This is a genomic window from Cribrihabitans pelagius (genome assembly GCF_048820915.1).
GTDB classification, from domain to species: Bacteria; Pseudomonadota; Alphaproteobacteria; order Rhodobacterales; family Rhodobacteraceae; genus Cribrihabitans_A; species Cribrihabitans_A pelagius.
This window is the reverse complement of sequence record NZ_JBMERR010000005.1, coordinates 105,962-132,018: the sequence shown is the minus strand read 5'-3', so window position 1 is coordinate 132,018 and position 26,057 is coordinate 105,962. Positions and strand designations below refer to the sequence as shown.

The following is a 26,057-nucleotide window of genomic DNA, read 5'->3' as shown; positions in this document are numbered from 1 at the left end:
GTATGCATCGGTGCGGTCTCCTGCTCACAGTGTGTGAGGCTGGGAGATTGCGCCCGAAATAAGGCAATTTCGCGGCAGCTTCCTTGCGGCTGCCTCTTTGCGCGGGATTCCGCCCTGCGCCAGTCTTTGCAGGAGGCCCACGGCGCCTTTGCCGGCCGGTGCGGATCCACCCGTGCCGGAACAGCGGCCGGCACCTGAAACGGAGCCGGCCAGAGATGTATTTTGCAAGCGGGCCCGAATTGCGGCGGAACCGCGCCGGGCCCGGGCAAGAGCCGGGATCAGAGCCCGTAGAGCCGGGTGAACTTCTCTTCCAGGTAGCTGAGCAGCGGGCCGGGCGTGGGCTCCATGCCGGCGGCACGGGCGATGGTCTCACGCGGGCTGCGCAGGCTGCCGTATTGCTGCAGGTTCTCCCGCAGCCAGGTGGTCGCCGCACTGGTATCGCCGGCCGCCAGCTGGGTCTCCAGCCCGGGAAGATCGCGCCGCAACCTGTGATACAGACAGCCGGCATAGACATTGCCAAGCGCATAGGTCGGGAAATAGCCGAACAGGCCCACCGACCAATGCACATCCTGCAGACAGCCGTTCGAGGGTTTGTCGACCTTGTAACCGAAGTCGCGCTCAAAGCGGTCATTCCAGGCGGCTTCCAGATCCCAGACATCCAGATCGCCCGACATCAGCGCGCGCTCCAGATCGAAACGCAGCATGATGTGCAGGTTGTACTGCAATTCGTCCGCTTCGGTGCGGATATAGCCTTGATGCACGGTGTTCACCGCCGCATAGAAGGCATCGGCATCGGCCACGCCGAAGTCGCCGAAGGCCTGCCGCATCTGGTCAAACAGCCAGCCGGTGAAGGCGCGGCCGCGGCCGAGCTGGTTTTCGTAGATCCGGCTCTGGCTTTCATGCACACCCATCGACACACCGCGCCCCAGCGGGGTCAGCAGGTAGTCGCGGCTGACATTTTGCTCGTAGGCCGCGTGTCCGACCTCGTGGATGGTCGAGTAGAAGCAGTTGAACGGGTCGATCTCGCTGGTGCGGGTGGTGATGCGCACGTCGAGCCCGAAGCCCGAGCTGAACGGATGCACCGCCTTGTCGACGCGGCCGTGGTGCATGTCATAACCGAAGGCGGTGGCGAGCTTGCGGGTAAGCTCCATCTGCGCGGCTTCGGGGAAAGTGCCTTCCAGCCCCTTGGGAGCGGGTTTTTCCAATACCCTGCCGCGCAGCTCCACCAGTTTGGGGCGCATCGCATCGAAAATGGCGGCGATCTCGGCGGAGGTGGTGCCGGGCTCGTAATCCTCGACCATCGCATCATAGACATTGCCGCCCGCCGCCAGCGCCTGGCCCTCCTGCCGCTTCAGATTCACCACCTCTTCCAGCACCGGCAGGAAGGCGGGCACGTCATCATCGGCGCGCGCCTGGGCCCATTTTCCCTGCGCCTCCGAGGTGACCTGCGCGATCTTCTTGGCAAGTTCGCCCGGCACCTTCACCGCGCGCTCGTAGGCGCGGCGGATCTCGCGCAGCTGCGCCTTGCCTGCGTCATCGGGGGCCACGGCCTGCTCCAGCCACTCGGCGATGCGCGGGTCCGAGCGGCGGGCGTGCAGCGCGGATTCGATCGCCGCCATCTCCTCGCCCCGCTGCGGCGCGGCGCCGCGCGGCATCACGGTTTCCTGGTCCCAGCCAAGGCGGCCCGCGATCTGCCCCAGCGCCTGGGTGTCGCGTTCAAACGCCATCAGGTCTTCAAATGCACTCATGTCTCAATGATCCTTGATCGAGGTTGCAATCGGATAGGCGGCGAGGAAGCGGGCGCGCAGGATCAGCACCCAGACCAGGACCGCCATCAGCTGGTGGGTGATCGCCGCATGCAGAGGCGCGGCGTAAACAACGGTCACAATGCCCAAAACCACCTGCACCGACAGGGCTGCAAAGGCAAAGCTGAAGGCAAAACGGGTGCGCGCATGGGCGCTGCGGCGGCCGCGCAGGAAAGCGACGACGGCAAAGGCAAACAGCAGATAGCCCGCGACCCGGTGAATGAACTGCACGAGTCCGGGGTTTTCAAAGAAGTTCCTCCACAGCGGCTCGATCATGAAGGGCTGCGGCGGGATCACCTGCCCGCCCATCAGCGGCCAATCGGTGTAGGAACGGCCCGCATCGATGCCCGCGACCAGCGCGCCCAGCAGGATCTGGAGGAAAGCGAAATGCATCAGCCCCGTGCCAAGGCCGAACAGCTTTGCCTCCTTGGCGCGGCGCGCCTGCATCAGCTCGCGTTCGGTACGGCCCAGGAGCAGGATGTACCACCCGAGGAACCCCAGGATCACAAAGGCGAGCCCCAGATGCACCGCCAGCCGGTAGGAGGCGACGGCAATCATCCCTTCGCCCTGGGTCACGCCGGAGGCCACCATCCACCAGCCGATCGCGCCCTGCACGCCGCCCAGCACACCCGGCAGCAGCAGCCGCCCGGTCCAGCCCGCGGGGATCTTGCGCGCCACCAGGAAGCCGAAGAAGCCAAGCGCCCAGACCAGGCCGATCACCCGGCCCAGCTGCCGGTGGCCCCATTCCCACCAGTAGATCTCCTTGAAATCAGATAGTTCCATCCACTGGTTCTGGATGCGCCACTGGTCGATCTGCTTGTACTTGTCGAATTCCGCCTGCCATTCGGCCTCGGACAGCGGCGGGACCGCCCCGGTCACGGGGCGCCATTCGGTGATCGATAGGCCAGAGTCCGTGAGCCGGGTCAGCCCGCCCACCACGATCATCGCAACAACCAGGGCAAACAGCAGCATCAGCCAGGCCCGGATCGCCTTGCGCGCGCCGCCGCGGCCGCGGTCGATCACGCCGGTCTGCACTGCGGGGGCGTCGGCCTTGCTGCCCTCGACCTCTTCGAAAATGCTGCGCTTGCTCATGCTTGCCTCGTCTTGTGTTGCTGCCAAAGCTAGGTCCGCTGCCAGGGAAGGTCCAGCGGGCTTAGTCCTGCCGGTCCTGGTTCTGGCGGTCTTTCCAGCGGACCAACTGCCGCAGGATCCCGTGCAGCATCTGCACGTCCGAACGGGTCATCCGCATCCGGCTCCAGAGGTTGCGCAGGTTCACTTTCATGCCCTCGGCCTTCTCCGGCGGGAAGAAGAAACCCGCCTGCTCCAGACGCTCCTCGTAGTGTTCGACCAGCTTTTCCACCTCGATGCCGGTGGCCCAGTCGCCCTTGCGGCCGAGATCGGTGGTCTCATGCGCCACTTCGCCGGACCGGCGCATCCACTCGTAGGCGGTGAGCAGCACGCATTGGCCGAGGTTGAGCGAGGCATAGAGCGGGTTCACCGGCACCGAAATGATGGCGTTGGCCTTGGCGATATCCTCGTTTTCCAGCCCTGCGCGTTCGGGCCCGAACAGCACCGCGACCTTCTCGCCCGCGGCGATCTTTTCGCCTGCGATCTGCATCGCGCGCTCGGGGCTGTAGACCGGTTTGGTCAGCCCGCGCTGGCGCGCCGTTGTCGCAAAGACATAGGTGCAATCCCCCAGCGCCTCCGGCAGATCGGCGCAGAGCTGTGCTTCGTCCAGAAGCCGCCCCGCGCCGGAGGACATTGCCACTGCCTTGGGGTTCGGCCAGCCGTCGCGCGGCGCGACGATGCGCATCCGGTCCAGCCCGAAGTTCCACATCGCCCGGGCGGCGGCACCGGTATTCTCGCCCATCTGCGGGCGCACGAGGACAAAGGCGGGCTGAGGGGTGCCGGTGGGCATCTGGATCTCCGGTGCTCTGCTAAAATCCGCCTTGCTGTAATCCCCGCAGCCGCGGGGGGCAAGCTCTTGTGCCCTGCGGCCCTTCCTGCGAGGCCGTTTCGGCGCGTGCGGCCAGCGCAAATCCTTGCGTCCGGCGGCAGATCGGGTAAACACCGGCCAATCGCCCGTTCAAAGGACCAACGTGATGGACACCCCCGCAGACGCCCCGGAGCAGCCGCAGATTTACCTGGTGAGCCCGCCGAGCTTCGAGCTGGGCAGGTTCCCGGCCCTGCTCGGCCGCATCCTGGACGAGGTCGAGATCGCTTGCGTGCGCCTGGATCTGGCCAGCCGCGACGAGGACACGCTGAGCCGCGCGGGCGATGCGCTGCGCGAGGTGACGATGCAGCGCGACGTGGCGCTGGTGATCTCCGATCACCAGATCCTGGCCGAGCGGCTGGGCCTGGACGGCGTGCACCTGACCGATGCGTCGCGCTCGGTGCGCGCGGCGCGCAAGGCGCTGGGGGCGGACGCCATCGTGGGCTGCTTCTGCGGGACCTCGCAACATGACGGCATGAGCGCAGGCGAAGCCGGCGCCGATTACGTCTGCTTCGGCCCGGTGGGCACCTCCGGCCTGGGCGACGGCACCCAGGCGGAACTGGACCTGTTCCAGTGGTGGTCGCAAATGATCGAGATTCCGGTGGTGGCCGAAGGCGGGCTGACCGGGGACCTTGTCCGCCAGATCGCGCCCTACACCGATTTCTTCGGCATCGGCGAGGAGATCTGGCACAGCGACGACCCCCTCGCGGCGCTGAAGACCCTGACGCGCGCGATGGGCTGAGGCCGCGGCTGAATGCTCCCCGGCCCGCAGCTCACAGAACTTCCAGCATCCGCTCTGCAAACCAGTAGCCGCCGATCAGCGCAATCGTGATCGAGGCCGGGATCGCCACCCGGCCGCGGTATTTCGGATGCCCTCCGAACCACAGCCGCACGCCCAGGTAAGCCGCGGCAATCACCGCAAGCTGGCCCAGTTCGACCCCGATGTTAAAGCCCAGAAGCGCGGGCAGGAAATGCGCGGGCGGCAGACCGAATGCGCCCAGCACTGAGGCAAAGCCCAGCCCGTGCAGCAGCCCGAAGCCGAAGATCACCAGCGTGCGCCAGCCGTGCAGCTTGCGGGCAAAGACATTCTCCACCGCGACAAACACGATCGAAAGCGCAATCAGCGGCTCCACCACCGCCGGGCTTGCATTCACCATCCCCAGCGCCCCAAGTGCCAGCGTGATGGTATGCGCGAGGGTAAAGACGCTCACCTGCACCAGCAGCGGCCGGATGCGCGGGCTGAGAAAGAACAGCCCCAGCACAAACAGGATATGGTCGAGCCCCTTGGGCAGGATATGCGCAAATCCCACAGGCACATATTCGGTGAAAGCCTGCACCGGCGTCTTCGCGGCCCCGCCCGTTAGCGGCACCGGCGGAGAGCTGGCACCGCCCTGCAGATAGCCGGTGTAGGGCTCCTCCACGCCGTGCTGCCGCAGCACCACCCCGCCGGAGCCCTGCGGCCAGGCTATGCGCAGGCTGCGCGCCTCCGGCGGCACCGCGCCGCTTAGGCGCAACATCGTGGCGCGCGGCAGGCTGGTATCGCCAGCCGGTGGGATCTCAACCGCCTCCAGCACAAGGGGGACGGGTCCGGCCGCATGGATCTGAAACTCCTGCAGCCAGTCCTCCGCAAATAACTGCAGCATCGGCTCCAGTTCCTCCGGTTCCAGCGCCCGCAGCTCGTCGTAGTCGGCGGCGCCTTCAGCGTGATCCGTGTTGCTCAGCCCGTCCAGGTCCATGCCCGCCACAAACGCCTCGGCATTCAGGCGCAGGCTGATGCTGATCCGTCCGTCCTCCACGGTGAAATCGGCAATCGCCGGCGTCACTTCGTGCGCCGCCGCATCTGATGGCGCGATTGCCAGACAGCCAGCGATCAGATTAAACAGAAGCAATTGCAACACGGTCCGCAGCCCAAAGGCGCCGTTCCGGACAGCCGAGGTCAAATTCATGCGGGTCCGCCTGTTCTGCCAAATGTTTTTCTTCGGCCTCGCCTCTGCGGCGGCACCGGGATTATGCCACGAGTTTTGGATCGCGCCGGAGAAATATCAAGCCCCTTCCGGCACGCCGCTCACCGCGCGGCTCAGGAACGGCGAACACTTCAAAGGCGCCGAGCTGCCCTATCTGGACCACCGCATCGCCCGGTTCGAGCTGATCAGCGGCAGCCGCGCCCTGCCCTATGAGGGCCGCTCCGGCGACATGCCGGCGCTGCAGGCCGGGCCCGTTGGGGATGGATTGTGGCTGCTGCTGCACCAAACCGAACCGCAGAACATCCGCTATGACGACTGGGAGGCGTTCCAGACGTTTGCAGAGGAAAAGGGCCTCTCCGGCATCCGCGCCCGGCACTTGGCAAGGGGCCTGCCGGGCGCGGGTTTCAGCGAGCGCTATACCCGCTACGCCAAGGCCCTGGCGGCGATCAGCAGCGGCGCGGGCCGGGACCGGGAAACCGGGCTGGAGACCGAATTCGTCGCCCTTGAAAACCCTTACACCTCTGCTTTGACCGCACTGCCCGTGCGGCTGCTCTACCAGGGCGGCCCGCGCCCGCGCGCGCAGGTCGAGATATTCGCCCGCGCCCCCGATGGCAGCGTCACCCGGACCACGGCCGTGACTTCGCAGAGCGGCGAAGCGGAGATCCCGGTGCTGCCGGGGCATCAGTACCTCTTGAACGCCGTGGTGCTGCGCCCGGCGCCGGATGGCGAAGGCCCCGTCTGGGAAAGCCTCTGGGCTTCCCTCACCTTTGCCGTCCCGGGCGAATGACCGGCGCGCGCCGCAGCCGATCCCGCTTGCGGCAGCGCACAAAAGGCGGCAATAGGACGCCATGACACAGCAATCCGGCAGCCAGGCCCCCGAAATCTTGTGCATCGGCTCGGTCCTTTGGGACATCATCGGCCGCTGCCCGATGGAAATGCAACGCGGCTCCGACGTGCCGGGACGGATCACCCGGGTGCCAGGTGGCGTTGCGATGAATATCGCGATGACGCTGGCGCGTTTCGGGCTGCGCCCGGGATTGCTGACCTCTGTCGGCCGCGACGCCGAAGGCGACGAGCTGATCACCGCCTGCGGCCACCTTGGCCTCATCACCGATCACGTCTACCGTTCCGAGGACCTTCCGACCGACCGCTACATGGCCGTCGAAGGCGCCAACGGGCTGATTGCTGCTATCGCGGACGCCCACTCGCTGGAGGCCGCGGGCGACAAGATCCTGCGCCCGCTGTCGGACGGCACGCTCGGCAGTGAGGCCCAGCCTTACGCGGGCCAGGTGGCGCTCGACGGCAACCTCACCCTGTCGCTGCTCGACGATATCCTTGCAAGCCCCGCCTTTGCGCGCGCCGACCTGCGCGTGGCCCCGGCCTCGCCCGGCAAGGCCGAACGGCTGCGCCCCTTCCTCGCCCATACCCGCGGCACGCTCTACGTGAACCTGGAAGAAGCCGGCATCCTCTGCCAGGCCGAGTTTTCCGACAGCGAAAGTGCCTCCCAGGCGATGCTGGACCGCGGCGCCGCCCGCGTGCTGGTCACTGACGGCGGCAGCTCCGCAACCGAAGCCAGCGCCGAAGGCGCGATAACCCTGGTGCCGCCGCGGGTGACCGTGGCGCGCGTCACTGGCGCCGGCGACACCTTCATGGCCGCGCATATTGCGGCCGAGGCTCGCGGTGCCGCCCGCGAACCTGCTCTCGCATCGGCGCTCAAGGCCGCTGCCACCTATGTTTCAGGAGAACCCCCGCTTTGATCGACATCCGTTATTCCGCCGAAGTTGAGGCCGCCAAGGCCGAAGGCCGCCCGCTGGTGGCACTGGAAAGCACCATCATCACCCACGGCATGCCCTACCCGCAGAATGTGGAGGTCGCCGCCCAGGTCGAGCAGGACATCCGCGAGGCGGGCGCGGTGCCTGCCACGATGGCGGTGATTGGCGGCGTGCTGCACGCGGGCCTTGAGCCGGATCAGCTCCAGGCCCTCGGCCAAGCCAAGGGTGTAGCCAAGATCTCCCGCGCCGACATGCCCGCCTGCATCGCCACCGGCGGCACCGGCGCCACCACTGTCGCCGCCACTATGATCGCGGCCCGGCTCGCCGGGATCGAGGTCTTTGCCACCGGCGGCATCGGCGGAGTCCACAAGGGGGCAGAGGCCAGCTTCGACATCTCCGCCGACCTCCTTGAGCTGGCGCAGACCGCGGTCACCGTGGTGGCCGCGGGCGCCAAGGCGATCCTCGATGTGCCGAAAACGCTGGAAGTGTTGGAGACCCAGGGTGTGCCGGTGATTGCCTATGGCCAGGACAGCTTCCCCGCCTTCTGGTCCGCACAGTCCGATCTGAAGGCGCCGCTGCGCATGGACGAGCCGGGCCAGATCGCCCGCGCCCATGCCACCCGCCAGGCAATGGGCCTGCCCGGCGGCCAGCTGATCGCCAACCCGATCCCGGCCGAAGCCGAGATCGCCGCCGAAGAGCTTGCGCCGGTGATTGCCCAGGCCCAGTCCGAAGCCGACGCCAAAGGTGTGGCGGGCAAGGACGTGACGCCCTTCCTGCTGCAGCGCATCTTCGAGCTGACCGAAGGCCGCTCCCTCGCCGCCAACATTGCGCTGGTGCGCAACAATGCGCGGCTTGCGGCAAAGATCGCACAGGAACTCAACAATCTGCGCGGCTGAGTTGATTTTCGGGGCGGAGCCATTGCTCCGCCCCGGGACCGTGCCTAGGTTCCCTTCACCCGATTTTGCCAAGCAGACCGATGACCACGCCATTTGACCACGAACCCCACCGCCGGCCGGGCCTGTTTGCGCGCCTCAGGGCGTCCTTCTTCACAGGCATCGTCGTCATCGCGCCGGTGGGGCTGACGGTGTGGCTGCTGTGGACGGTGATGGGCTGGATCGACAGCGTGGTGCTGCCGCTGGTGCCCGCCACCTTCCGGCCCGAGCAATACATCGGCATCAACCTGCGCGGCGTCGGGCTGATCATCTTCCTGTTGTTCACCATCATGGTGGGCTGGATCGCCAAGGGCCTCATCGGCCGCTCGCTGATCGGTTTTGCCGAGCGCCTGGTCGACCGCATGCCGGTGGTGCGCACGGTCTACTCCGGCATCAAGCAGATCTCCGAAACCGTCTTTGCCCAGGCTGAACGCAGCTTCGACAAGGCCTGCCTGATCCAGTATCCGCGCAAGGGCATCTGGGCCATTGGCTTTATCTCCACCACCGCCAAGGGCGAGGTCTCCGACCGGGCCGAAACCAGCGGCCGGCTGATGAGCGTTTTCGTCCCCACGACCCCCAACCCGACCTCGGGCTTCCTGTTGTTCTTTCCCGAGGAAGACGTGATCGAACTCGACATGACGGTCGAGGATGCGGCCAAGCTGGTGATCTCGGCGGGGCTCGTCTACCCCAACGCCAAGGACCCGGGCCGCCCGGCCGCCCAGGGCCGCAAGGCCGCCGGCGAAAACGGCGCCTAACCGAACATCGTCGGCAGATCGGCCGAGGAGCGCACCCCCAGGTCGGCCTCATGACTTTCCAGAAACGCCTCCGCTGCCTGGCGCCCAGCCGCCTTGAGCCGGGTCAGGATCTGCGGCACCGGAACCAGTTTGGTGGTCACCGACAGCCGCGTCATCAGGTCGTCATCGGCGACCATATGCACGAACACTTCCTTCATCCGCCCGCGCTCTATCGTGCCTGCGGCGATCAGACGCTGCACGAAATTGATCGCCCGCAGCTCGCGCAGAAGCGAGGTGTTGAAGCTGATCTCGTTCACCCGGTTGCGGATCTGCTGCGGCGTCTTCGGCACCTCGTCCCGCTCCAGCGGGTTGATATTCACGATCAGAACATCCCCCGGCAGGCCGTCGCGAAACAGCGGGAACAGCGCCGGGTTGCCGGTGAAGCCGCCATCCCAATAGGCCTCCATCCGCCCGGTTTCCGGGTCCTCGATCTCCACCGCCTGGAACATGTCGGGCAGGCAGGCCGAGGCGAGGATCGCCTCCGTGCTTAGCTCCGCGCCCTCGAAAATGCGGATCTTGCCGCTGCGCACGCAGGTGGCGCAGATGAACAGTTCCGGCCCCTCCTCCGCGCAAACTTCGGAGAAGTTGAACTTTTCCACCACATCCCGCAGCGGGTTCTCGTAGAACGGCCCGTAATGATAAGGTGAGATCATCTGGCTTGCCGCCTCCAGCGGTGAGAACGGCATGGCCGCCTCCATCACCCCGGCCCAGGCCACTGCATCGAAATTGGTGAGCCAATGGGCAAAGCGCATGTCGCCGACCGCGCCCATCCGCCGCCACAAGGCATCCAGCGCCGCTTTTGCACCGTCTCGTCCGCCATCCACCATGCCCGCCTTGAAGGCCGCCCCGTTCAAAGCGCCCGCCGAGGTGCCGGTGATCGCCGCCACTTCGATCTCCTCCGCCTCCAGCAGCCGGTCCAGCACTCCCCAGGTAAAGGCGCCATGGGCGCCGCCGCCCTGCAGGGCCAGGTTAATCCGCTTTGCCAAAATCTGTCCTTTACTTTCTGACCGTAACTACCCCGGGGGTGAATTGGCCCGAAAGGGCCAAGAGGGGGCTGGCCCCCTCCCCATCGCCCGCTTTACATCGCCCGCTTTACAGCGCCGTCCAGCCGCCATCGACGCTGAGCGTGGTGCCGGTAATCTGTGCCGCCGCGTCCGAGCAGAGGAACACCGCGGTGCCGCCCAGCTGCTCCACCGTCGCGAACTCCCGGCTCGGTTGGCGCTCCAGCATGACCTTCTTGATCACCTCCTCGCGGCCCATGCCGTACTTCTCCATGGTGTCGGGGATCTGCGCCTCCACCAGCGGCGTCAGCACATAGCCCGGGCAGATCGCATTGCAGGTGATCGGCTCCTCGGCGGTCTCCAGTGCCACCGCCTTGGTCATGCCGACAACCCCATGCTTGGCCGCGACATAGGCGGACTTGTAGGGCGAGGCGGTGAGCCCGTGCGCCGAGGCGATGTTCAGCACCCGGCCCCAGCCCGCGGCCCGCATCATCGGCAGCGCGGCCGCCGTGGTGTGGAAGGCGGAAGAAAGGTTGATCGCGATGATCGCGTCCCACTTGTCCTCCGGGAAGGTGTCGATCGGCGCAACGTGCTGAATCCCTGCGTTGTTCACCAGGATATCGCAGGCACCCGCCTTTTCGATCAGCGCCCGGCACTCGGCGCCCTTGGACATGTCGGCCTGGATGTAGCGCGCGGTGACACCGAATTCCTCGGCGATCTCCGCCGCCAGCGCGTGATCCTCTTCCCGGCCGGTGAAGGAGTTCAGCACCACATCGGCCCCGGCCCGCGCCAGCTCGCGCGCGACCCCCAGCCCGATTCCCGAATTCGAGCCGGTGACGACGGCGGTTTTTCCTTGCAAGGACATTATGCTCTTCCCCTCGGGTCTGTTTGAACGTAACTGGCACCACTCTGCCATGCTGCATGCGCGAAGGAAACGCGCAAGGCGGCGCGGGCGTTCCTGGCGACGGGGCCTTCAACCTGACGCGGGGTCGCCATTGATCTATCCGGCGGAACGGTTCCGGGACAGCGGAGCGGCTAGCGCACAAAAAAAACGCCCGCACAAGGCGGGCGCTAGTTATTGAGGCAGGTTTCATACAGGCAAGAAACCTATCGAGCAGTGATCTCTTTATAAGCAATTTCCGGCTTCCATCCAAGCTAAAAGTTTGAAAAGACGAAAAAGCGCTCGTAGCGTGCAAGCTCAAGAAAATAAGGGCAGAGCAGGATGGCTAGGCAAGTGCGGTCAAAAAACTTCCTCAATTGGCGTGGCGTGCTGGCGGGAATCACCCTCCTGGCCGGAGCCGGAGTCGCGGCCGCGGAACCGAGCCATGGCATAGCTATGTATGGCGACCCTGAGCTGCCACCGGATTTTGTGGCTTTACCCTACGCCAACCCCGATGCGCCCAAAGGTGGCCGGGTGGTCTTTGGCAACACCGGCGGCTTTGACAGCCTGAACCCCTTCACCCTTAAAGGGACCCCGCCGTGGCAGCTGCGGTTCTGGGGATATGAGAGCCTGATGGGCCGCTCCTGGGACGAACCCTTCACACTCTATGGCCTGCTGGCCGAATCAATCGAGGTGCCGCCGGACCGCTCCTGGGTGGAATTCACCTTGCGGGAGGAGGCGCGATTCTCCGATGGCAGCCCGGTCACGGTCGAGGATGTGATCTGGTCCTACGAAACGCTGGGCACCGAGGGCCACCCGCGCTACCGCGGCTTCTGGACCAAGGTGGAGAAGATCGAGCAGACCGGCCCCCGCAGCCTGCGCCTCACCTTCAACACAGAGGACCGGGAACTTGCGCTGATCGCCGGCATGCGGCCGGTGCTGCAGAAGGCGCAGTTCGAAGGCAAACCTTTCGGCAGCGGCGCCGTCGGCGGCGCCCCGATCGGCACCGGGCCCTACGTGGTGAGCGATCACGAGCCCGGCCGCTTCGTCACCTTCACCCGCAACCCGGATTACTGGGGCAAGGACTTGCCCTTCCGCCGCGGCACCCAGAACTTCGACGAGATGCGCATCGACTTTTTTGGCGACGAAACCGTGCTGATGGAGGCCTTCAAGGCAGGCGAGCTGAGCGCGGTGCGCGAATTCAACGCCGCCAAATGGGAAAACGACTATGACTTCCCGGCGATCCAGCGCGGCGATGTGGTGAAAAGCGAGATCCCGCACCAGCGCCCCTCGGGCATGACCGGGCTGGTGATGAACACCCGCCGCGCGCCGCTCGATGACTGGCGTGTGCGGGAGGCGCTGATCCTCGCCTTCAACTACGAATACATCAGCTCCACCGTGGCCGGCACCAGCCCGCGCCGCATCACCTCTTATTTCTCGGGCTCGGATCTGGCGATGCAGCCGGGAGCCGCAAACGGCAAGGCCGAAGCCCTGCTGGCCCCCTTCGCAGACAGCCTCGCCCCCGGCACGCTGGAGGGCTACACCCTGCCCGAAGGCGACGGCAGCCTGCGCAACCGGGCCAACCTGCGCCAGGCGGTGCGGCTCCTGGCGAAGGCCGGCTGGCAGGTGCAGGACGGCGTGCTGCGCAACGGCGAAGGCCAGCCGCTGCGGCTCTCCCTGCTGATCCGCCAGGGCGATGCCGAGATGAAAACAGTGGCCGGGATCTACGGGCGCGCGCTGGAACGCCTTGGCATCCATTTGACCACGGAAACCGTTGATAACGCACAATATGTCGAGCGCGAAACCGCCTATGATTTCGACCTCACCCGCTACCGCCGGGAACTGTCGCTGAGTCCCGGCAACGAGCAGCGCTATTATTGGGGCAGCGAGGGCGTGGAGACGCCCGGCAGCCGCAACCTGATGGGCATGAACAGCCCCGCGGCGGAGGCGATGATCGACGCCATGCTGACGGCCGAGGACCCCGCGGACTTCACCGCCGCGGTGCGCGCGCTCGACCGGGTGCTGACCGCCGGGCGCTATGTCATTCCGTTCTGGAACTTCGACACCGGCCGTATCGCCCATGTGAAGGAGATCCGCTACCCGGACCGGCTGCCGATCTATGGCGATCGCACCGATTTCATGCCCGATGTCTGGTGGTGGCAGGCGGACTGACCGCCTGCCCGTCCCGCCCCCCCCAATATGCTCTGATCCCTGCCAAGGCCGCTTTCCGGCCGTGGCAGCTTGACAGTTAGTTTATGATTCCGTATTTCGCGAATTATGGAATTAGAAATCACCGATAAGCTCGCCGCGCTGGCGCATCCGAAACGGCTCGCGCTGTTCCGCCTCCTGATGCGGCGCTATCCGGACAGCGTGCCGGCCGGTGAGATCGCCGCCGCGCTGGGATACAAGGCCAATACCGCCTCCGCCTACCTCACGGTGCTGAAACAGGCGGGGCTGATCTCGCAGCAGCGCCAGGGCACCTCGCTGTTTTATGGCGCAAACCTGTCCGGCCTGCGCGGGATGTTCGACGAACTTCTCGCAGGCTGCTGCCGGAACCGGCCCGACGTCTGTGCCCCTGCATCCGGTGAGGCGCTGCCCATGCCGGCCGCCGGGCGCCCCCTGAACGTGCTGTTCACCTGCACCGGAAACTCGGCCCGCTCGCTGCTGGCCGAGGCGATCCTGAACCGCGAGGGCGGCGGCAAGTTCCGCGCATATTCCGCGGGCACCCGCCCCTCCGGCGGGCCGCACCCGGAGGTGATCGCGCTGCTCAACGCCAATGGGTACGACACCTCCCCCCTCAGTTCCAAGGATCTGGACCGGTTCGCCGCCGGCGACGCGCCGAAGATGGATTTCATCTTCACCGTTTGCGACGCCGCCGCCAACGAGGAATGCCCGGCCTGGCCCGGCCAGCCGATGAGCGCCCATTGGGGCCTTGCCGACCCGGTGCGCGCGGAAGGCACCGAAGCTGAGCAAAGCCTTGCCTTCCAGCAGGCCTATGGCCTTCTCCTCAACCGCATCCGCGCCTTTGCTGCGCTGCCATTCGAGACGCTGGACCGCTTGTCCCTGCAGCACCGCGTCGACGGCATCGGGCAGATGCAGCGCCCCGAATAACTTCAACGACAGGCTTCACCCCATGAATATACTTGTGCTCTGCACGGGCAACTCCGCCCGCTCCATCCTGCTGGAGGCGATCCTCAACACCGGGGGCCGCGGCGCTGTGCGCGCCTATTCGGCAGGCTCCACCCCCACCGGGCTGGTGCATCCGCAGTCGCTGGCGCTCCTGCAGGAAAAAGGCATCGGCACCTCCGGCGCCCGCTCCAAGAGCTGGGATGAATTCGCCGGACCCGGCGCACCTGAGATGGATCTGGTGATCACCGTCTGCGCCGCCGCCGCGGGGGAGACCTGCCCGGTCTGGCCCGGCGCGCCGCTTAGGGCGCATTGGGGCGTGCCGGATCCGGCCGCGGCCAGGCCGGAAGATTGGGATGACGCCTTCCGCGCCGCCCACGCCACGCTGGAGCGGCGCGCCAAGGCGCTGCTGGGACTGCCCGTGAAGGAGATGGCGCCGGAACAGCTGCGCGCCGAACTCGCCCGGATCGGAGAGCTGGCATGACCGGACAGAAGCTGCTGGCTGAGGGGCTTGGCACCGCGATGCTGCTGGTCAGCGTCGTCGGTTCCGGCATCATGGCCGAGCGGCTGGCGGACGGAAACGTGGCGCTGGCGCTTCTGGCCAATGCGGTGGCGACGGGCTGCATGCTCTATGTCATTATCACCACGCTCGGGCCGGTGTCGGGCGCGCATTTCAACCCTGCGGTCACGCTGGCCTTCGCGCTGCGCGGCGATCACTCCTGGCGCGCCGTGCCGCCATATGTGCTGGCACAGGCCGGCGGCGGCATCCTGGGGGTCTGGGCCTGCCACGGCATGTTCGGCCTGGATGTGCTGCAAAGTTCCGCCACCATGCACCGCAGCGGCGGCGCCCAGTGGCTGGCCGAGGTGCTGGCGACATTCGGGCTCCTGTTCGTGATCTTCGGCGGGTTGCGCTCCCGCCCTGAGGCCGTGCCCGCGCTGGTCGGTCTCTACATCACCGGCGCCTACTGGTTCACCGCCTCCACCAGCTTCGCCAATCCGGCGGTCACCATCGCGCGCGGCTTCAGCGACACATTTGCAGGCATCTATCCGGGCCATATCCCGATGTTCATCCTGATGCAGCTGATCGCCGTCGGCCTGGGCCACGCAGTGCTGCCGCGGCTGTTTGCCAGGGCGTGACCCCCTGTTTCCCAACACGGCGGCATGGGCGGGAGCGGCAAATTCCCGCCCAAAACCGTGACCGCAATGCAACAACTTCTCGTAATCGTTACATCACCAGCAAAAAGTGTTACCATCAGAGTCCGATAGCTAGAAACCGTTTGTCTGGGAGTGCCCCCCATGCCTGTACAAGCAGCAGCTGCCAGCTGGTTCGACAGGATGCCCCGCATCAAGCAGCGCTTTCCGTATCTGAAAGTCAGCAAGGCGCCTTCCATCGTGGAAGACCGGGACAAATTTGTTGCCTACCTGGCCCGCACCCATCATCTGACCCTGACCGAAGCCAGGGAAGAGGTCGAAGACTTCCTCTATATCGAAAGCCTGCTCATGGAGCTTGACGGCCGCGCCAACTGATCTGGCAGGCCAGGGTTCCGATCAGGCCAGCGAGGTTACCCAGAGAATCGTCGCGTCCTCGGGGCTGAGCGAGATCACGTTGTGCCCCATGGCGGCGTCGTAATAGGCGCTGTCGCCGCGGCGCATCTCAACCGGCTCGTAGAACTCGGTATATAGCTTCACAACGCCGGTCAGCACGTAAAGGAACTCCTCGCCGTCGTGGCGCACCCAGCCGTCGAATTCCTCCATCGCGCGGGCGCGCACCCGGGCACGGTAGGGCAGCATCTGCTTGCGGGTCAGACCGTCGGCCAACAGTTCGTGCTCATAGGTCGCGGTCGCATGGGCCGATCCGTCGCCGGATTTCGTCACCGTCATGCGGCCGTTCACCTGGTCGCGCTGCGGCGGCGTGAACAGCTGCGGCACCGAGATCTCGAGTCCCACCGCCAGCTTCTTCAACGCCTCGTACGTCGGTGACATCTGGCCGTTTTCGATCTTCGACAGGGTGGAGCGCGCCAGCCCCGCCTGATTGGCGGCATATTCCAGCGTCCAGTCCCGCGCCTTGCGCAGCTCGCGCACCCGGGCGCCAAGGTCGAGCGGTTCGGCAGTCTCCTCGCCGCCGCTGGCGCGGGCGATAGTGATCAGGGATTTGGGGTCGCGGTCCGTCATGCCCACTCTATAGGCGCCTGCGGAGCGGCTTGCAACGCAGGACGGCACGGGCTAGCCATCCCCTATGCTGGCCCTCTCCGATCCGGCGCCTTTTGCGCCTTGCCCCTCTCCCTTCAACCTCGCCGCGTACGTGCTGCGCCATGCGGAGCGGCTGGCGGAGAAAACGGCGCTTTCGGTGCTGGCGGCGGACGGCGCCGAAGACTGGAGCTACGCCCGGCTGGAGGCCTCCGTGCGCGGCACCGGCACCGGCCTGCTGCATGCGGGGCTGCGGCGCGGAGACATGGTGCTGCTCAGGCTTGGCAACACCGTGGAGTTCCCCGTTGCCTACCTCGGCGCCATCGCGGCGGGCCTCGTTCCGGTGCCGACTTCGCCCCAGCTGACCGAGCCGGAAGTGGCGCGCATCCTCACCGGGCTCAAACCCGCCGCGGTGCTGCGCGACCCGGCCATTCCCTGCCCGCGGCATCCGCATCAGATCACCCGCGCCGAGCTCAGCGCGATGCAGGCGCTGCCGCCCTGCCGCTATACCGAAGGCGATCCGGAGCGGCTGGCCTATGTGGTCTATACCTCCGGCACCAGCGGCAGCCCTCGTGCGGTTGCCCATGCCCACCGGGCCATCTGGGCGCGGCGGATGATGGTGAAGGGCTGGTACGGCCTTACTTCCGAAGACCGCCTGCTGCACGCAGGCGCCTTCAACTGGACCTTCACGCTTGGCACCGGCCTCATGGACCCCTGGGCCAATGGCGCCGCCGCGCTGATCCCCGGCCCGGATACCCCACCCGAAGCCCTGCCTGCACTGCTCAAGCGCCACCGAGCCACGCTTTTCGCTGCTGCACCAGGGGTTTACCGAAAAATGCTCACACACCTCCCGCTGGACCTGCCGGACCTGCGCCACGGGCTTTCCGCCGGCGAAAAGCTCCCCGCCCACCTGCTGGAGGCCTGGGTAGAGGCAACCGGCAAGCCGCTCTATGAAGCCTACGGCATGTCCGAATGCTCCACTTTCATCTCCGCCGCCCCCGAAGCGCCCGCCGAAGACGGCACGCTCGGCCGCCCGCAGCCGGGGCGGCAGGTGGCTATCCTCGGCTCTGACGGGGTTCTGGAGCGCGGCGCAGAAGGCACCATCGCCATTCACCGCTCCGATCCCGGGCTGATGCTCGGCTATCTGAACGCGGCCGAAGAGACCGCCGCCCGCTTCCAGGGCGACTGGTTTCTGACCGGCGATCAGGGCGCAATGACCGAAAGCGGCGCCATCCGCTACCTTGGCCGCAACGACGACATGATGAACGCGGGCGGCTACCGGGTTTCGCCCATCGAGGTGGAGACCGCCCTGGCCGCCCACCCCGGCATCACCCAGGCCGGCGTGGCCGCGGTGGAGGTGAAGCCAGATACTTATATCATCGCCGCCTTCTACACCGGTCCCGAAGAGTTGAACGCCGCGGACCTGGCCGCCTTTGCCAGCGCGCGGCTCGCGCGGTACAAGCAGCCCCGCGCCTACATCCGCCTCGACACCCTGCCCGCGGGCGCCAACGGCAAACTCCTGCGCCGCGCCCTGCCCGCCTGTTTCAAAGGAAAATCCGCATGAACGCCGTCAAGCTCGACATCCTGTCCGACCCGATCTGCCCCTGGTGCTACATCGGCAAGACAAACCTGGACAAGGCGCTTGCCGCGGTGCCGGACCACCCCTTCGTCATCGAGTGGCACCCGTTTCAGCTCAACCCCGACATGCCGCGCGAAGGCATGGACCGGCGCGAATACCTGGAGCACAAGTTCGGCGGCAAGGAGGCCGCAGTGAAGGCCTACGCTCCGGTGGTGGAACATGCCGGGCAAGCCGGGCTCAAGATCAACTTTGAGGCGATGCAGAGGACGCCGAACACGCTTGACGCGCACCGGCTGATCCATTGGGCCGGGATCGAGGGCAAGCAGACCCAGGCGGTGGATGCCCTGTTCGAGGCCTATTTCGTGAAGGCGCTGGACATCGGCGACGCGGGGGTGCTGCAGGAGATCGCGGCCTGCATCGGCATGGACCCCGAGGCGACCGCACGGCTGCTGAGCGGCGACAGCGACGTCGAGACCATCCGCACCCGCGATGCGCATTCGCGCAAGATGGGAGTAACCTCGGTGCCGACATTCATCGTCGCCAGCCAGCACGCAGTGCCCGGTGCCCAGCCGCCCGAGTTGTGGCAGCAGGTGATCGCGGACCTGCGCAGCCAGCTGGAAGACGGCAGCACGGCCTGAGCGGCGGGCCGCACTCTTTAGCATCGCAACAATGCACAGAAATCTGTGCGGCCGGGCGCTGGTCCGCTCCGGGGATTCGTGATACCCGGATCGGACGCCTCCCAGACCGGACCGATCCCCGGCGCCGCCTGAAGAGGTGTCAGAGGTTCCAGATGTCAATTTCCCCCGCGCACGGCATGGCCAAGGGCGAGTTCATCGCGCTGATCGCGATGATGTTTGCCACCATCGCCTTTTCCATCGACGCGATGCTGCCCGCCCTGCCCGAGATCGGCGCCGCGCTCAGCCCCGGCGACGGGAACCGCGCGCAGCTGGTGCTGACCGCCTTCATGCTGGGCATCGGCATTGGCACCTTCTTCACCGGGCCGCTGTCCGATGCCTTCGGCCGCAAGCGGGTGATCGCGGGCGGCGCGGCGCTCTACATCCTCGGCGCGGCCTCGGCCTGGACGGCGCAGTCCCTGGAAGTGCTGCTGATTTCCCGTGTGCTGATGGGGCTGGGCGCCGCAGGCCCGCGCATCGTCGGCATCGCCATCGTACGTGACCTCTTTGCGGGCCGCGAGATGGCCAAGCTTATGTCGCTGGCGATGATGATCTTCACCCTGGTGCCGGCCATCGCCCCGATGCTGGGCGCGGGCATCATCGCGTTCTCCGGCTGGCGCGGCATCTTCCTCGCTTTTGCGCTGTTTGCCGTCATCATGGTGCTGTGGATGGGGCTGCGCCTGCCGGAAACCCTGCCGCGCGCGAACCGCCGCCCGTTCCGCGCGCCGCTGCTGATTGCGGCGGTACGGGAGATGTTCGCGCATCCATCGGTCCGCTTGTCGATCCTGGTGCAGACGCTCTGCATGGGGATGCTGCTGACCATGCTCACCATGGTGCAGCCGATCTATGACGTGATCTTCGGCCGCGCCGAGACCTTTCCGTTCTGGTTCGGGTTCGTCGCGCTCATGGCGGGCTCCGCCAGCCTGTTGAACGCGGCCATCGTGGAGCGTGTCGGTATGCGCCGCATCGTGACCTGGTCGCTCCGGGTGCAGATCGCCATCTGCACCGTCATGCTGCTCCTGAGCACCGCAGATCTTCCCCAGCCCCTGCTGTTTGCCTGTTTCGTGGCCTGGCAGACCAGCGTCTTCTTCCTCGCAGGCACCACGCTCGGCAACCTCAACGCCATCGCGATGGAGCCGATGGGTCACATCGCGGGCATGGCCGCTTCGGTGATCGGCTCGATCTCCACCGTGCTCGCGGCCTTGATCGCCGCGCCGGTTGGGCTGATGTTCGACGGAACGCTTCTTCCTCTGGGCTGCGGCTTGCTGGCAATGGCGTCGGTTGCCTTCTACCTGATGCTGCGGATGGCCCGGACCGAGGAACGCCTGCCGGCCGAGTGACCGGCGCCCGCAAGCGCCTTGCCCGGGCGCGGGCCCGCGCCTAACCTCTCCGGGCAACCGGGGAGGTTTTTCATGCGCTACGACTATGAGCTTGGCAGCCACACCTGCCCGATCACGACATCCTCTCCCGTGGCACAGGCCTGGTTCGATCGCGGGCTGATCTGGACCTACGGCTACAACCACGACGAGGCCACGGCCTGCTTCCGCCGGGCGCTGGAACACGATCCGCGCTGCGCCATGGCACATTGGGGCATCGCCTATGCGGCCGGGCCGAACTATAACTTGCCCTGGGCCTTGCGCGACGACAGGGGCCGCGCCGACGCACTCGCCGTGGCTTATGATGCAACCCAGGCCGCGCTTGCCTGCCTTGAGGGCTGCACCGGCGCCGAGGCACTGCTGATCCGCGCCCTCCCCGCCCGCTATCCGCAGCGCGCGCCGGTGGAGGACATGCACGCCTGGGATCACGCCTTTGCCGATGCCATGCGCGCGGCATTTGCCGCCTGCCCGGACCATCTGGACCTGCGCGCAGTCTATGCCGAGAGCCTCCTGAACCTGACCCCCTGGCGGATGTGGGACCTGCGGCGCGGAGTGCCGGCCGAAGGCGCCGCTACATTGGAAGCGCAGGAGGTGCTGGAGGACGCCATGCTGGCCGTACCCGGCGCGATGGAGCACCCCGGGATCCTGCATCTCTACGTCCATCTGATGGAGATGTCTCCCACTCCCGAGAAGGCCCTGAAAGCCGCCGACGTGCTGCGCACCCTGGTGCCCGACGCGGGCCACCTGGTGCATATGCCCACGCATATCGACGTGCTTTGCGGCGATTACAACAACGTCGTGCGCTGGAACCAGATGGCAGTGGAAGCCGACCTCAAGTATTACACCCGCGAAGGTGCCTTCAACATCTATACGGGCTACCGCCTGCACAACTACCACTTCGTGATCTATGGCGCGCTGTTCCTTGGCCAGCTAGACCCCGCCCTGCGCGCCGTTGAGGCGATGCGGGAGACCACGCCCGAGGCGATGCTGCGCGTCGAAAGCCCGCCAATGGCGGATTATTTCGAGAGCTACATGGCGATGCACCCTCATATCCTGGTCCGCTTCGGGCGCTGGCAGGAGGCGATGGCGCTGGAGTTGCCCGCCGACCCGGACCTTTACCGCACGCTCACCGCCAACACCCGCTACGCCCGCGCCATTGCCTATGCCGCCACCGGCCGCGTGGCGGAGGCTGAGGCCGAAGAAACACGCTTCCTTGAGGCCAAGGCGCGGGTGCCGGAAAGCCGACTGCTGCACAACAACCGCGTGGTGGACTTGCTTGAAATCGCACAAGAAATGCTGCGCGGCGAGATCGAGTACCGCAAGGGCAGCTACGACGCCGCCTTCACCCATCTGCGCCGCTCGGCGGAGCTGGACGACAACCTGCCTTATGACGAACCGTGGGGCTGGATGCAGCCCACCCGCCACGCACTGGGAGCGCTGCTATTCGAGCAAGGCCGGAAAGAGGAGGCCGAAGCGGTCTACCGCGCCGACTTGGGCCTCGACGGCACCCTGCCGAGGGCCTCGATCCACCCGGACAATGTCTGGAGCCTCAAGGGTCTGCATGATTGCCTGAAGGCCCGCGGCGAAGATACTGAAATCAGGCACATAAAACAGAAACTGGACCTGGCGCTGGCCCGCGCCGGCCGCTCCGTGGCCGCCTCATGTTTCTGCGCTCGGACGGCGATGGCGCCAGACAGCGGCGGCAGCTGAGCAAATTTCTTCGAAGAAATTTGCCAAGGAAATTCGAATTTCCTTGGCGCCCGTTACCCGGCCTTCGCCTTTTTCTTCTCGGCCACCACTTTCTCCGCCAAGTCGCGGGCAATAGCGAAGGCGCCCTTGATCTTGTCGCTGTCCTTCTTCCAGTCGCGGCGCACGACAATCTTGTTGTCCTTCACCTTGGCCAGCCCGTCTTGGGCCTTGATGAACTCAACCAGCCCCTGCGGCGAGGCGAACTTGTCGTTGTGGAACTGGATAGTCGCGCCCTTGGGCCCGCCGTCGAGCTTGGCAATTCCCGCCCGTTTGCACATCGCCTTGATCCGCACCACCAAGAGGAGCGTGTTCACCTCCTTGGGCAGTTTGCCGAACCGGTCGATAAGCTCGGCGGCAAAGCCCTCCAGCTCCACCTTGGTGGTGAGCGACGAGAGCCGCCGGTAAAGCCCCAGGCGCACGTCGAGATCCGGCACATAGTCCTCGGGGATCAGCACCGGCACGCCGAGGTTGATCTGCGGCGCCCATTGCTCGTCTGCGTCCGACAGCCCCTCCATCTCGCCCGCGCGGATCTTGGCAATCGCCTCCTCCAGCATCGACTGATAAAGCTCGTACCCCACGTCGCGCATTTGGCCCGATTGCTCCTCGCCCAGAAGGTTGCCCGCACCCCGGATATCGAGGTCTTGCGAGGCAAGGGTGAACCCCGCCCCCAACGTGTCGAGCGAGCCGAGCACGCGCAGGCGTTTTTCGGCCGTGGGTGTCAGACGCTGGCGCGGCTTGGTGGTGAGGTAGGCGTAGGCCCGGGTTTTCGAGCGGCCCACCCGGCCGCGTATCTGGTAGAGCTGCGCGAGGCCGAACATGTCGGCGCGGTGCACCACCATCGTGTTTGCGGTCGGAATATCGAGCCCGGATTCGACAATGGTTGTCGCCAGCAGGATGTCGAACTTGCCGTCATAGAAGGCGTTCATCCGGTCATCCAGCTCGCCTGCCGCCATCTGCCCATGCGCGATCACATAGGTGAGTTCCGGCAGCTGCTCTTTCAGGAACTCCTCGATCTCCGGCAGGTCGGTGATGCGCGGCACCACGTAGAAGCTCTGCCCGCCGCGGTAATGCTCGCGCAGCAGCGCCTCGCGCACGGTGACCGGATCGAACTCGCTCACGTAGGTGCGGATCGCCAAACGGTCCACCGGCGGGGTGCCGATGATCGACAGATCCCGCACCCCGGTGAGACTCAACTGCAACGTGCGCGGGATCGGCGTGGCGGTCAGCGTCAGCACATGAATGTCGCTGCGCAGCTGCTTCAGCCGCTCCTTGTGGCCGACGCCGAAGTGCTGTTCCTCGTCGATGATCAGAAGCCCGAGGTTCTGGAACCGGACGCTCTTGGCCAGGAGCGCATGGGTGCCGATCACGATGTCGACCGTCCCCTTGGCGAGACCCTCGCGGGTCTGGCTCGCTTCCTTCGAGGACACAAAGCGCGACAACTGTCTGACTTCCAGCGGAAATCCCCGGAACCGCGCCTTGAAGGACGCCGCATGCTGGCGCGCCAGAAGCGTGGTCGGCGCGACAACCGCCACCTGCAGGCCGGACATCGCAGCAACAAAGGCCGCGCGCATCGCCACTTCGGTCTTGCCAAAGCCCACGTCGCCGCAGACCAGCCGGTCCATCGGCTGGCCCGAGTGCAGATCCGACATCACGTCTTCGATCGTGCGCAGCTGGTCGTCAGTCTCCTGATAGGGGAAGCGGGCCGAGAATTCCTCCCAGGCGTGCGGCGGCGGGTCCATCACCGGCGCCTTGCGCAGGGCGCGTTCGGCGGCGATGCGGATCAGCCGGTCGGCCATCTCGCGGATGCGCTCTTTCAGCTTGGCCTTCTTGGCCTGCCAGGCGCCGCCGCCAAGCTTGTCCAGAAGCCCTTCCTCGTGGCCGTATTTGGACAGCAGTTCGATGTTCTCGACCGGCAGGTAAAGCTTTGAGGCTTCGGCATATTCCAGAAGCAGGCACTCATGCGCGGCACCGGCGGCGGTGACAACTTCCAGCCCCTTGTAGCGGCCGATGCCGTGGTCCACATGCACCACCAGGTCGCCGGGCGAGAGCGATTGCGCCTCGGTCAGGAAGTTCTCCGCCTTGCGGCGCTTCTTCGGCGCCCGGATCAGCCGGTCGCCCAAGACGTCCTGTTCCGAGATCACCGTCATGTCCGGCGCCTCGAACCCGTGTTCCAGCGCCCAGACCGCGAGATGCAGGCCGGACTTGCCGATGCGGGTGCCATCACGCACCAGAATCGCCTCAGCCAGGCCCTCGTCCTCAATGAGCCCGGTGAGGCGTTCGCGCGCGCCTTCGGAGTAGGAGGCGATCAGCACCGGCCCTTCCTGCATCCGGGCTTTCACATGCGACGCCAAGGCCCCGAAAAGACTGATGTTTTCCTGCTGGCGCTCGGGCGCGAAATTGCGCCCGATACGGCCGCCCGCATCCGCCACGCCGGGGCCGGAGGCCTGCGGCAGCGGGTGGAACTGCACCATCCGGTGCGCCGCAGTGGCGCGCTGCCAGGCGGCATCGTCGAGATACAGCAAGCCCGGCGGTGCGGGTTTGTAGACGGTGCCCATCCGCCCCTTCTGGGTCATCGCCTGCTTGCGGGTCTCATACTGGTCGGCAATCGTCTCCCAGCGCGCCAGCCGCGCAGGCGTGACCTGATCGTCGAGCGTCACCGTCGCGTCGGGCAGGTAGTCGAACAGCGTTTCCAGCTTTTCGTGGAAAAACGGCAGCCAATGCTCGATACCCTGATGCTTGCGGCCCGCGCTCACCGCCTCATAGAGCGGGTCGTCGGTGCCCGCGGCCCCGAACTCGATCCGGTAGTTCTGCCGGAAGCGGGTGATCGCGGCCTCGTCCAGGATCACTTCGGAGACCGGCGCCAGCTCCACCACTTCCAGCTTTTCGGTAGTACGTTGAGTTGCCGGATCGAAACGGCGGGCGCCATCCAGCACATCGCCGAACAGATCGAGCCGCACCGGGCCGCTTTCGCCCGGCGGGAAGATGTCGATGATACCGCCGCGGACTGCGTAGTCTCCCGGCTCCATTACCGTGGGGCTCTGCGTGAAACCCATGCGCACCAGGAATTTGCGCAGGGCGTCCTCGTCCACTTGGTGATCCACTTGCGCGGTAAAGGCGGCCTCGCGCAGGATTTCGCGCGCAGGCACCCGCTGGCTCGCGGCGTTGAGCGTGGTGAGCAGCACGAAACGCTCCGGCATCTGGTGCACAAGTGCTGCCAGCGCCGCCATCCGCGCGGCCGAAATATCGGCGTTGGGGGACACCCGGTCATACGGCAGGCAGTCCCAGCCCGGGAAGATGAACACCGGCATCTGCGGCGCAAAGAAGGCCAGCGCCGCGCGCATCGCTTCCATCCGCTTGTCATCCCGCGCCACATGCAGCACCGGACCGCCGGATTTCTCCGCTTCCTTCAGGATCAGCCGCGCGTCATAGCCTTCCGGCGCGCCGCCCATGGTGACCGGCTTCTGTGTAACTGCCTGCTGTGCCATGCCTGCCCTTTCCCGAATTGTCCCTGGACCCGGCCCAGGTTCCTCAAAAGACCCCGATGGTCAGATTCTGATACATGCCCCACAGCGCGGTGACAAAAATCGACACCAGGCCCAAGCACTGGATAATGAAGCGGCAGGTTGCCAGCCGCCGGCGCAGCACCTCGCCCGTGGCCCGTTCCCGCGCGATGCGGCGCGCCGTCGCCAAGCTGATCAGGCTCACCACTGCCATCGGGAACATAAGCAGGAACACCGCCTGGGCAAACTCCACCAGGTAAAGAAATCCCAAAAGCCCCAGCATCGTGAGGACGAAGCAGCCAAGCGCCAGGAGCCAGGGGCCTGAGACCTCCGCCACATAAAGCAGCCGGTTCACGTTGATCCGGACAATGTCCTCCAGGTCCTGCGCCGCCTGGCCGCCGTTGCGGCGCGCCCGGTAGACCATGTCGAAGGGCACGCCCAGCACCCAATGGCTGGCCGTCGACCACATCACCGCCAGCGCAATCCAGTACCAGAGATTGGAAAAGGATCGAAGGTCAATCAATTCATAGACAATGTGAAACAGGTCCACCCCAGCCCCCATCCTTCAGCTGCCGGCCCGTCGGCCTGTTCTTGTTGATGCGCCCCTATATCAACCGGGCGTGCGCCGCAGGCAAGCCCGCAAAGACCGGCACTTGCGCGGCGCGGCGAATGTGCCTCTTGTTCTTGGCGCCCCTTCCATGCCACCCAAGGGCAAGCAAGAACGA

General features: G+C 66.1%; 23 protein-coding genes. 14 read left to right on the top strand and 9 right to left on the bottom strand.

Annotated elements, in window-relative coordinates:
* Positions 1–278: 278 nt before the first annotated feature.
* The 3 genes from ACOHX0_RS06325 to ACOHX0_RS06315 form a co-directional block, all read right to left on the bottom strand.
* Positions 279–1,748, bottom strand: a complete 1,470-nt coding sequence (locus ACOHX0_RS06325) for a carboxypeptidase M32 (protein ID WP_420675842.1) — start codon at positions 1,746–1,748, stop codon at positions 279–281.
* Between the two features lie 3 nt (positions 1,749–1,751).
* Entirely contained in the window at positions 1,752–2,897 is a 1,146-nt protein-coding gene (gene ctaA / locus ACOHX0_RS06320; protein WP_420675841.1) for a heme A synthase, read from the bottom strand.
* 61 nt (positions 2,898–2,958) lie between these two features.
* The gene (locus ACOHX0_RS06315; protein WP_420675840.1) at positions 2,959–3,723 is read right to left on the bottom strand and encodes an RNA methyltransferase; all 765 of its coding nucleotides are present in this window, start codon (positions 3,721–3,723) and stop codon (positions 2,959–2,961) included.
* Positions 3,724–3,907: 184 nt separating this feature from the next.
* On the opposite strand from ACOHX0_RS06315, the gene ACOHX0_RS06310 reads away from it, so the two are divergent.
* Positions 3,908–4,540, top strand: coding sequence for a thiamine phosphate synthase (locus ACOHX0_RS06310; RefSeq protein WP_420675839.1), 633 nt, complete (start codon positions 3,908–3,910; stop codon positions 4,538–4,540).
* A gap of 31 nt (positions 4,541–4,571) precedes the next feature.
* Here ACOHX0_RS06310 and ACOHX0_RS06305 read toward each other — a convergent pair whose 3' ends face one another.
* Positions 4,572–5,744 (bottom strand): HupE/UreJ family protein, encoded by a 1,173-nt coding sequence (locus ACOHX0_RS06305; protein ID WP_420675838.1) that lies wholly within the window; start codon positions 5,742–5,744, stop codon positions 4,572–4,574.
* Between ACOHX0_RS06305 and ACOHX0_RS06300 the strand changes: the two genes are divergently transcribed.
* The 4 genes from ACOHX0_RS06300 (at position 5,743) to ACOHX0_RS06285 (ending at position 9,221) form a co-directional block, all read left to right on the top strand.
* Positions 5,743–6,549 carry a DUF4198 domain-containing protein gene (locus ACOHX0_RS06300; RefSeq protein ID WP_420675837.1) on the top strand — a complete coding sequence of 269 codons (807 nt, stop codon included), beginning with the start codon at positions 5,743–5,745 and terminating at the stop codon, positions 6,547–6,549. The genes ACOHX0_RS06305 and ACOHX0_RS06300 overlap by 2 nt on opposite strands.
* Before the next feature lie 61 nt (positions 6,550–6,610).
* Positions 6,611–7,519 carry a PfkB family carbohydrate kinase gene (locus tag ACOHX0_RS06295; RefSeq protein WP_420675836.1) on the top strand — a complete coding sequence of 303 codons (909 nt, stop codon included), beginning with the start codon at positions 6,611–6,613 and terminating at the stop codon, positions 7,517–7,519.
* The gene (locus ACOHX0_RS06290) at positions 7,516–8,430 is read left to right on the top strand and encodes a pseudouridine-5'-phosphate glycosidase (RefSeq protein WP_420675835.1); all 915 of its coding nucleotides are present in this window, start codon (positions 7,516–7,518) and stop codon (positions 8,428–8,430) included. The genes ACOHX0_RS06295 and ACOHX0_RS06290 overlap by 4 nt, the downstream gene beginning before the upstream one ends.
* An 80-nt stretch (positions 8,431–8,510) precedes the next feature.
* Positions 8,511–9,221, top strand: coding sequence for a DUF502 domain-containing protein (locus ACOHX0_RS06285; RefSeq protein ID WP_420675834.1), 711 nt, complete (start codon positions 8,511–8,513; stop codon positions 9,219–9,221).
* On the opposite strand, the gene ACOHX0_RS06280 is transcribed toward ACOHX0_RS06285, so the two are convergent.
* The gene (locus tag ACOHX0_RS06280) at positions 9,218–10,246 is read right to left on the bottom strand and encodes a patatin-like phospholipase family protein (RefSeq protein WP_420675833.1); all 1,029 of its coding nucleotides are present in this window, start codon (positions 10,244–10,246) and stop codon (positions 9,218–9,220) included. The genes ACOHX0_RS06285 and ACOHX0_RS06280 overlap by 4 nt on opposite strands.
* A gap of 106 nt (positions 10,247–10,352) precedes the next feature.
* Positions 10,353–11,126, bottom strand: a complete 774-nt coding sequence (locus ACOHX0_RS06275) for a 3-hydroxybutyrate dehydrogenase (protein WP_420675832.1) — start codon at positions 11,124–11,126, stop codon at positions 10,353–10,355.
* A gap of 357 nt (positions 11,127–11,483) precedes the next feature.
* On the opposite strand from ACOHX0_RS06275, the gene ACOHX0_RS06270 reads away from it, so the two are divergent.
* From ACOHX0_RS06270 to ACOHX0_RS06250, 5 genes are all read left to right on the top strand, one after another.
* The gene (locus ACOHX0_RS06270; protein WP_420675831.1) at positions 11,484–13,313 is read left to right on the top strand and encodes an extracellular solute-binding protein; all 1,830 of its coding nucleotides are present in this window, start codon (positions 11,484–11,486) and stop codon (positions 13,311–13,313) included.
* A gap of 105 nt (positions 13,314–13,418) precedes the next feature.
* Positions 13,419–14,252 (top strand): arsenate reductase/protein-tyrosine-phosphatase family protein, encoded by an 834-nt coding sequence (locus tag ACOHX0_RS06265; RefSeq protein ID WP_420675830.1) that lies wholly within the window; start codon positions 13,419–13,421, stop codon positions 14,250–14,252.
* Between the two features lie 22 nt (positions 14,253–14,274).
* The gene (locus tag ACOHX0_RS06260) at positions 14,275–14,751 is read left to right on the top strand and encodes an arsenate reductase ArsC (RefSeq protein WP_420675829.1); all 477 of its coding nucleotides are present in this window, start codon (positions 14,275–14,277) and stop codon (positions 14,749–14,751) included.
* Positions 14,748–15,404, top strand: coding sequence for an aquaporin (locus ACOHX0_RS06255; RefSeq protein ID WP_420675828.1), 657 nt, complete (start codon positions 14,748–14,750; stop codon positions 15,402–15,404). The genes ACOHX0_RS06260 and ACOHX0_RS06255 overlap by 4 nt, the downstream gene beginning before the upstream one ends.
* Positions 15,405–15,563: 159 nt before the next feature.
* A complete protein-coding gene (locus ACOHX0_RS06250) occupies positions 15,564–15,794 on the top strand; it encodes a hypothetical protein (protein WP_420675827.1) in 231 nt (76 codons plus the stop codon).
* Between the two features lie 21 nt (positions 15,795–15,815).
* Here the strand turns inward: ACOHX0_RS06250 and ACOHX0_RS06245 are convergent, their stop codons facing one another.
* On the bottom strand, positions 15,816–16,439 hold the full coding sequence (locus ACOHX0_RS06245; protein WP_420663833.1) for a helix-turn-helix domain-containing protein: 624 nt from the start codon (positions 16,437–16,439) through the stop codon (positions 15,816–15,818).
* 64 nt (positions 16,440–16,503) lie between these two features.
* Between ACOHX0_RS06245 and ACOHX0_RS06240 the strand changes: the two genes are divergently transcribed.
* The 4 genes from ACOHX0_RS06240 to ACOHX0_RS06225 all read left to right on the top strand — a co-directional run bounded on the left by ACOHX0_RS06240 (position 16,504) and on the right by ACOHX0_RS06225 (position 21,793).
* Positions 16,504–18,018: a class I adenylate-forming enzyme family protein gene (locus ACOHX0_RS06240; protein ID WP_420675826.1), complete on the top strand. Its 1,515-nt coding sequence runs from the start codon at positions 16,504–16,506 to the stop codon at positions 18,016–18,018.
* Positions 18,015–18,671, top strand: a complete 657-nt coding sequence (locus ACOHX0_RS06235) for a DsbA family oxidoreductase (protein ID WP_420675825.1) — start codon at positions 18,015–18,017, stop codon at positions 18,669–18,671. The genes ACOHX0_RS06240 and ACOHX0_RS06235 overlap by 4 nt, the downstream gene beginning before the upstream one ends.
* A gap of 152 nt (positions 18,672–18,823) precedes the next feature.
* Complete coding sequence (locus tag ACOHX0_RS06230) at positions 18,824–20,047, top strand: multidrug effflux MFS transporter (RefSeq protein ID WP_420675824.1); 1,224 nt, start codon at positions 18,824–18,826, stop codon at positions 20,045–20,047.
* A gap of 72 nt (positions 20,048–20,119) precedes the next feature.
* Positions 20,120–21,793, top strand: coding sequence for a hypothetical protein (locus ACOHX0_RS06225; RefSeq protein WP_420675823.1), 1,674 nt, complete (start codon positions 20,120–20,122; stop codon positions 21,791–21,793).
* Between the two features lie 53 nt (positions 21,794–21,846).
* Here the strand turns inward: ACOHX0_RS06225 and mfd are convergent, their stop codons facing one another.
* Together mfd and ACOHX0_RS06215 are read right to left on the bottom strand one after the other, a co-directional pair.
* Positions 21,847–25,317: a transcription-repair coupling factor gene (gene mfd, locus ACOHX0_RS06220; protein WP_420675822.1), complete on the bottom strand. Its 3,471-nt coding sequence runs from the start codon at positions 25,315–25,317 to the stop codon at positions 21,847–21,849.
* Positions 25,318–25,360: 43 nt separating this feature from the next.
* Positions 25,361–25,882 (bottom strand): component of SufBCD complex, encoded by a 522-nt coding sequence (locus tag ACOHX0_RS06215; RefSeq protein WP_420675821.1) that lies wholly within the window; start codon positions 25,880–25,882, stop codon positions 25,361–25,363.
* Positions 25,883–26,057 lie beyond the last annotated feature (175 nt).

Bases quoted from the DNA above. Each gene is read 5' to 3' on its own strand.
- ACOHX0_RS06325 (WP_420675842.1), bottom strand. From the start codon at position 1,748: ATGAGTGCATTTGAAGACCTGATGGCGTTTGAACGCGACACCCAGGCG.
- ctaA (WP_420675841.1), bottom strand. From the start codon at position 2,897: ATGAGCAAGCGCAGCATTTTCGAAGAGGTCGAGGGCAGCAAGGCCGAC.
- ACOHX0_RS06315 (WP_420675840.1), bottom strand. From the start codon at position 3,723: ATGCCCACCGGCACCCCTCAGCCCGCCTTTGTCCTCGTGCGCCCGCAG.
- ACOHX0_RS06310 (WP_420675839.1), top strand. From the start codon at position 3,908: ATGGACACCCCCGCAGACGCCCCGGAGCAGCCGCAGATTTACCTGGTG.
- ACOHX0_RS06300 (WP_420675837.1), top strand. From the start codon at position 5,743: ATGCGGGTCCGCCTGTTCTGCCAAATGTTTTTCTTCGGCCTCGCCTCT.
- ACOHX0_RS06305 (WP_420675838.1), bottom strand. From the start codon at position 5,744: ATGAATTTGACCTCGGCTGTCCGGAACGGCGCCTTTGGGCTGCGGACC.
- ACOHX0_RS06295 (WP_420675836.1), top strand. From the start codon at position 6,611: ATGACACAGCAATCCGGCAGCCAGGCCCCCGAAATCTTGTGCATCGGC.
- ACOHX0_RS06285 (WP_420675834.1), top strand. From the start codon at position 8,511: ATGACCACGCCATTTGACCACGAACCCCACCGCCGGCCGGGCCTGTTT.
- ACOHX0_RS06275 (WP_420675832.1), bottom strand. From the start codon at position 11,126: ATGTCCTTGCAAGGAAAAACCGCCGTCGTCACCGGCTCGAATTCGGGA.
- ACOHX0_RS06270 (WP_420675831.1), top strand. From the start codon at position 11,484: ATGGCTAGGCAAGTGCGGTCAAAAAACTTCCTCAATTGGCGTGGCGTG.
- ACOHX0_RS06265 (WP_420675830.1), top strand. From the start codon at position 13,419: ATGGAATTAGAAATCACCGATAAGCTCGCCGCGCTGGCGCATCCGAAA.
- ACOHX0_RS06260 (WP_420675829.1), top strand. From the start codon at position 14,275: ATGAATATACTTGTGCTCTGCACGGGCAACTCCGCCCGCTCCATCCTG.
- ACOHX0_RS06255 (WP_420675828.1), top strand. From the start codon at position 14,748: ATGACCGGACAGAAGCTGCTGGCTGAGGGGCTTGGCACCGCGATGCTG.
- ACOHX0_RS06250 (WP_420675827.1), top strand. From the start codon at position 15,564: ATGCCTGTACAAGCAGCAGCTGCCAGCTGGTTCGACAGGATGCCCCGC.
- ACOHX0_RS06245 (WP_420663833.1), bottom strand. From the start codon at position 16,439: ATGACGGACCGCGACCCCAAATCCCTGATCACTATCGCCCGCGCCAGC.
- ACOHX0_RS06240 (WP_420675826.1), top strand. From the start codon at position 16,504: ATGCTGGCCCTCTCCGATCCGGCGCCTTTTGCGCCTTGCCCCTCTCCC.
- ACOHX0_RS06235 (WP_420675825.1), top strand. From the start codon at position 18,015: ATGAACGCCGTCAAGCTCGACATCCTGTCCGACCCGATCTGCCCCTGG.
- ACOHX0_RS06230 (WP_420675824.1), top strand. From the start codon at position 18,824: ATGTCAATTTCCCCCGCGCACGGCATGGCCAAGGGCGAGTTCATCGCG.
- ACOHX0_RS06225 (WP_420675823.1), top strand. From the start codon at position 20,120: ATGCGCTACGACTATGAGCTTGGCAGCCACACCTGCCCGATCACGACA.
- mfd (WP_420675822.1), bottom strand. From the start codon at position 25,317: ATGGCACAGCAGGCAGTTACACAGAAGCCGGTCACCATGGGCGGCGCG.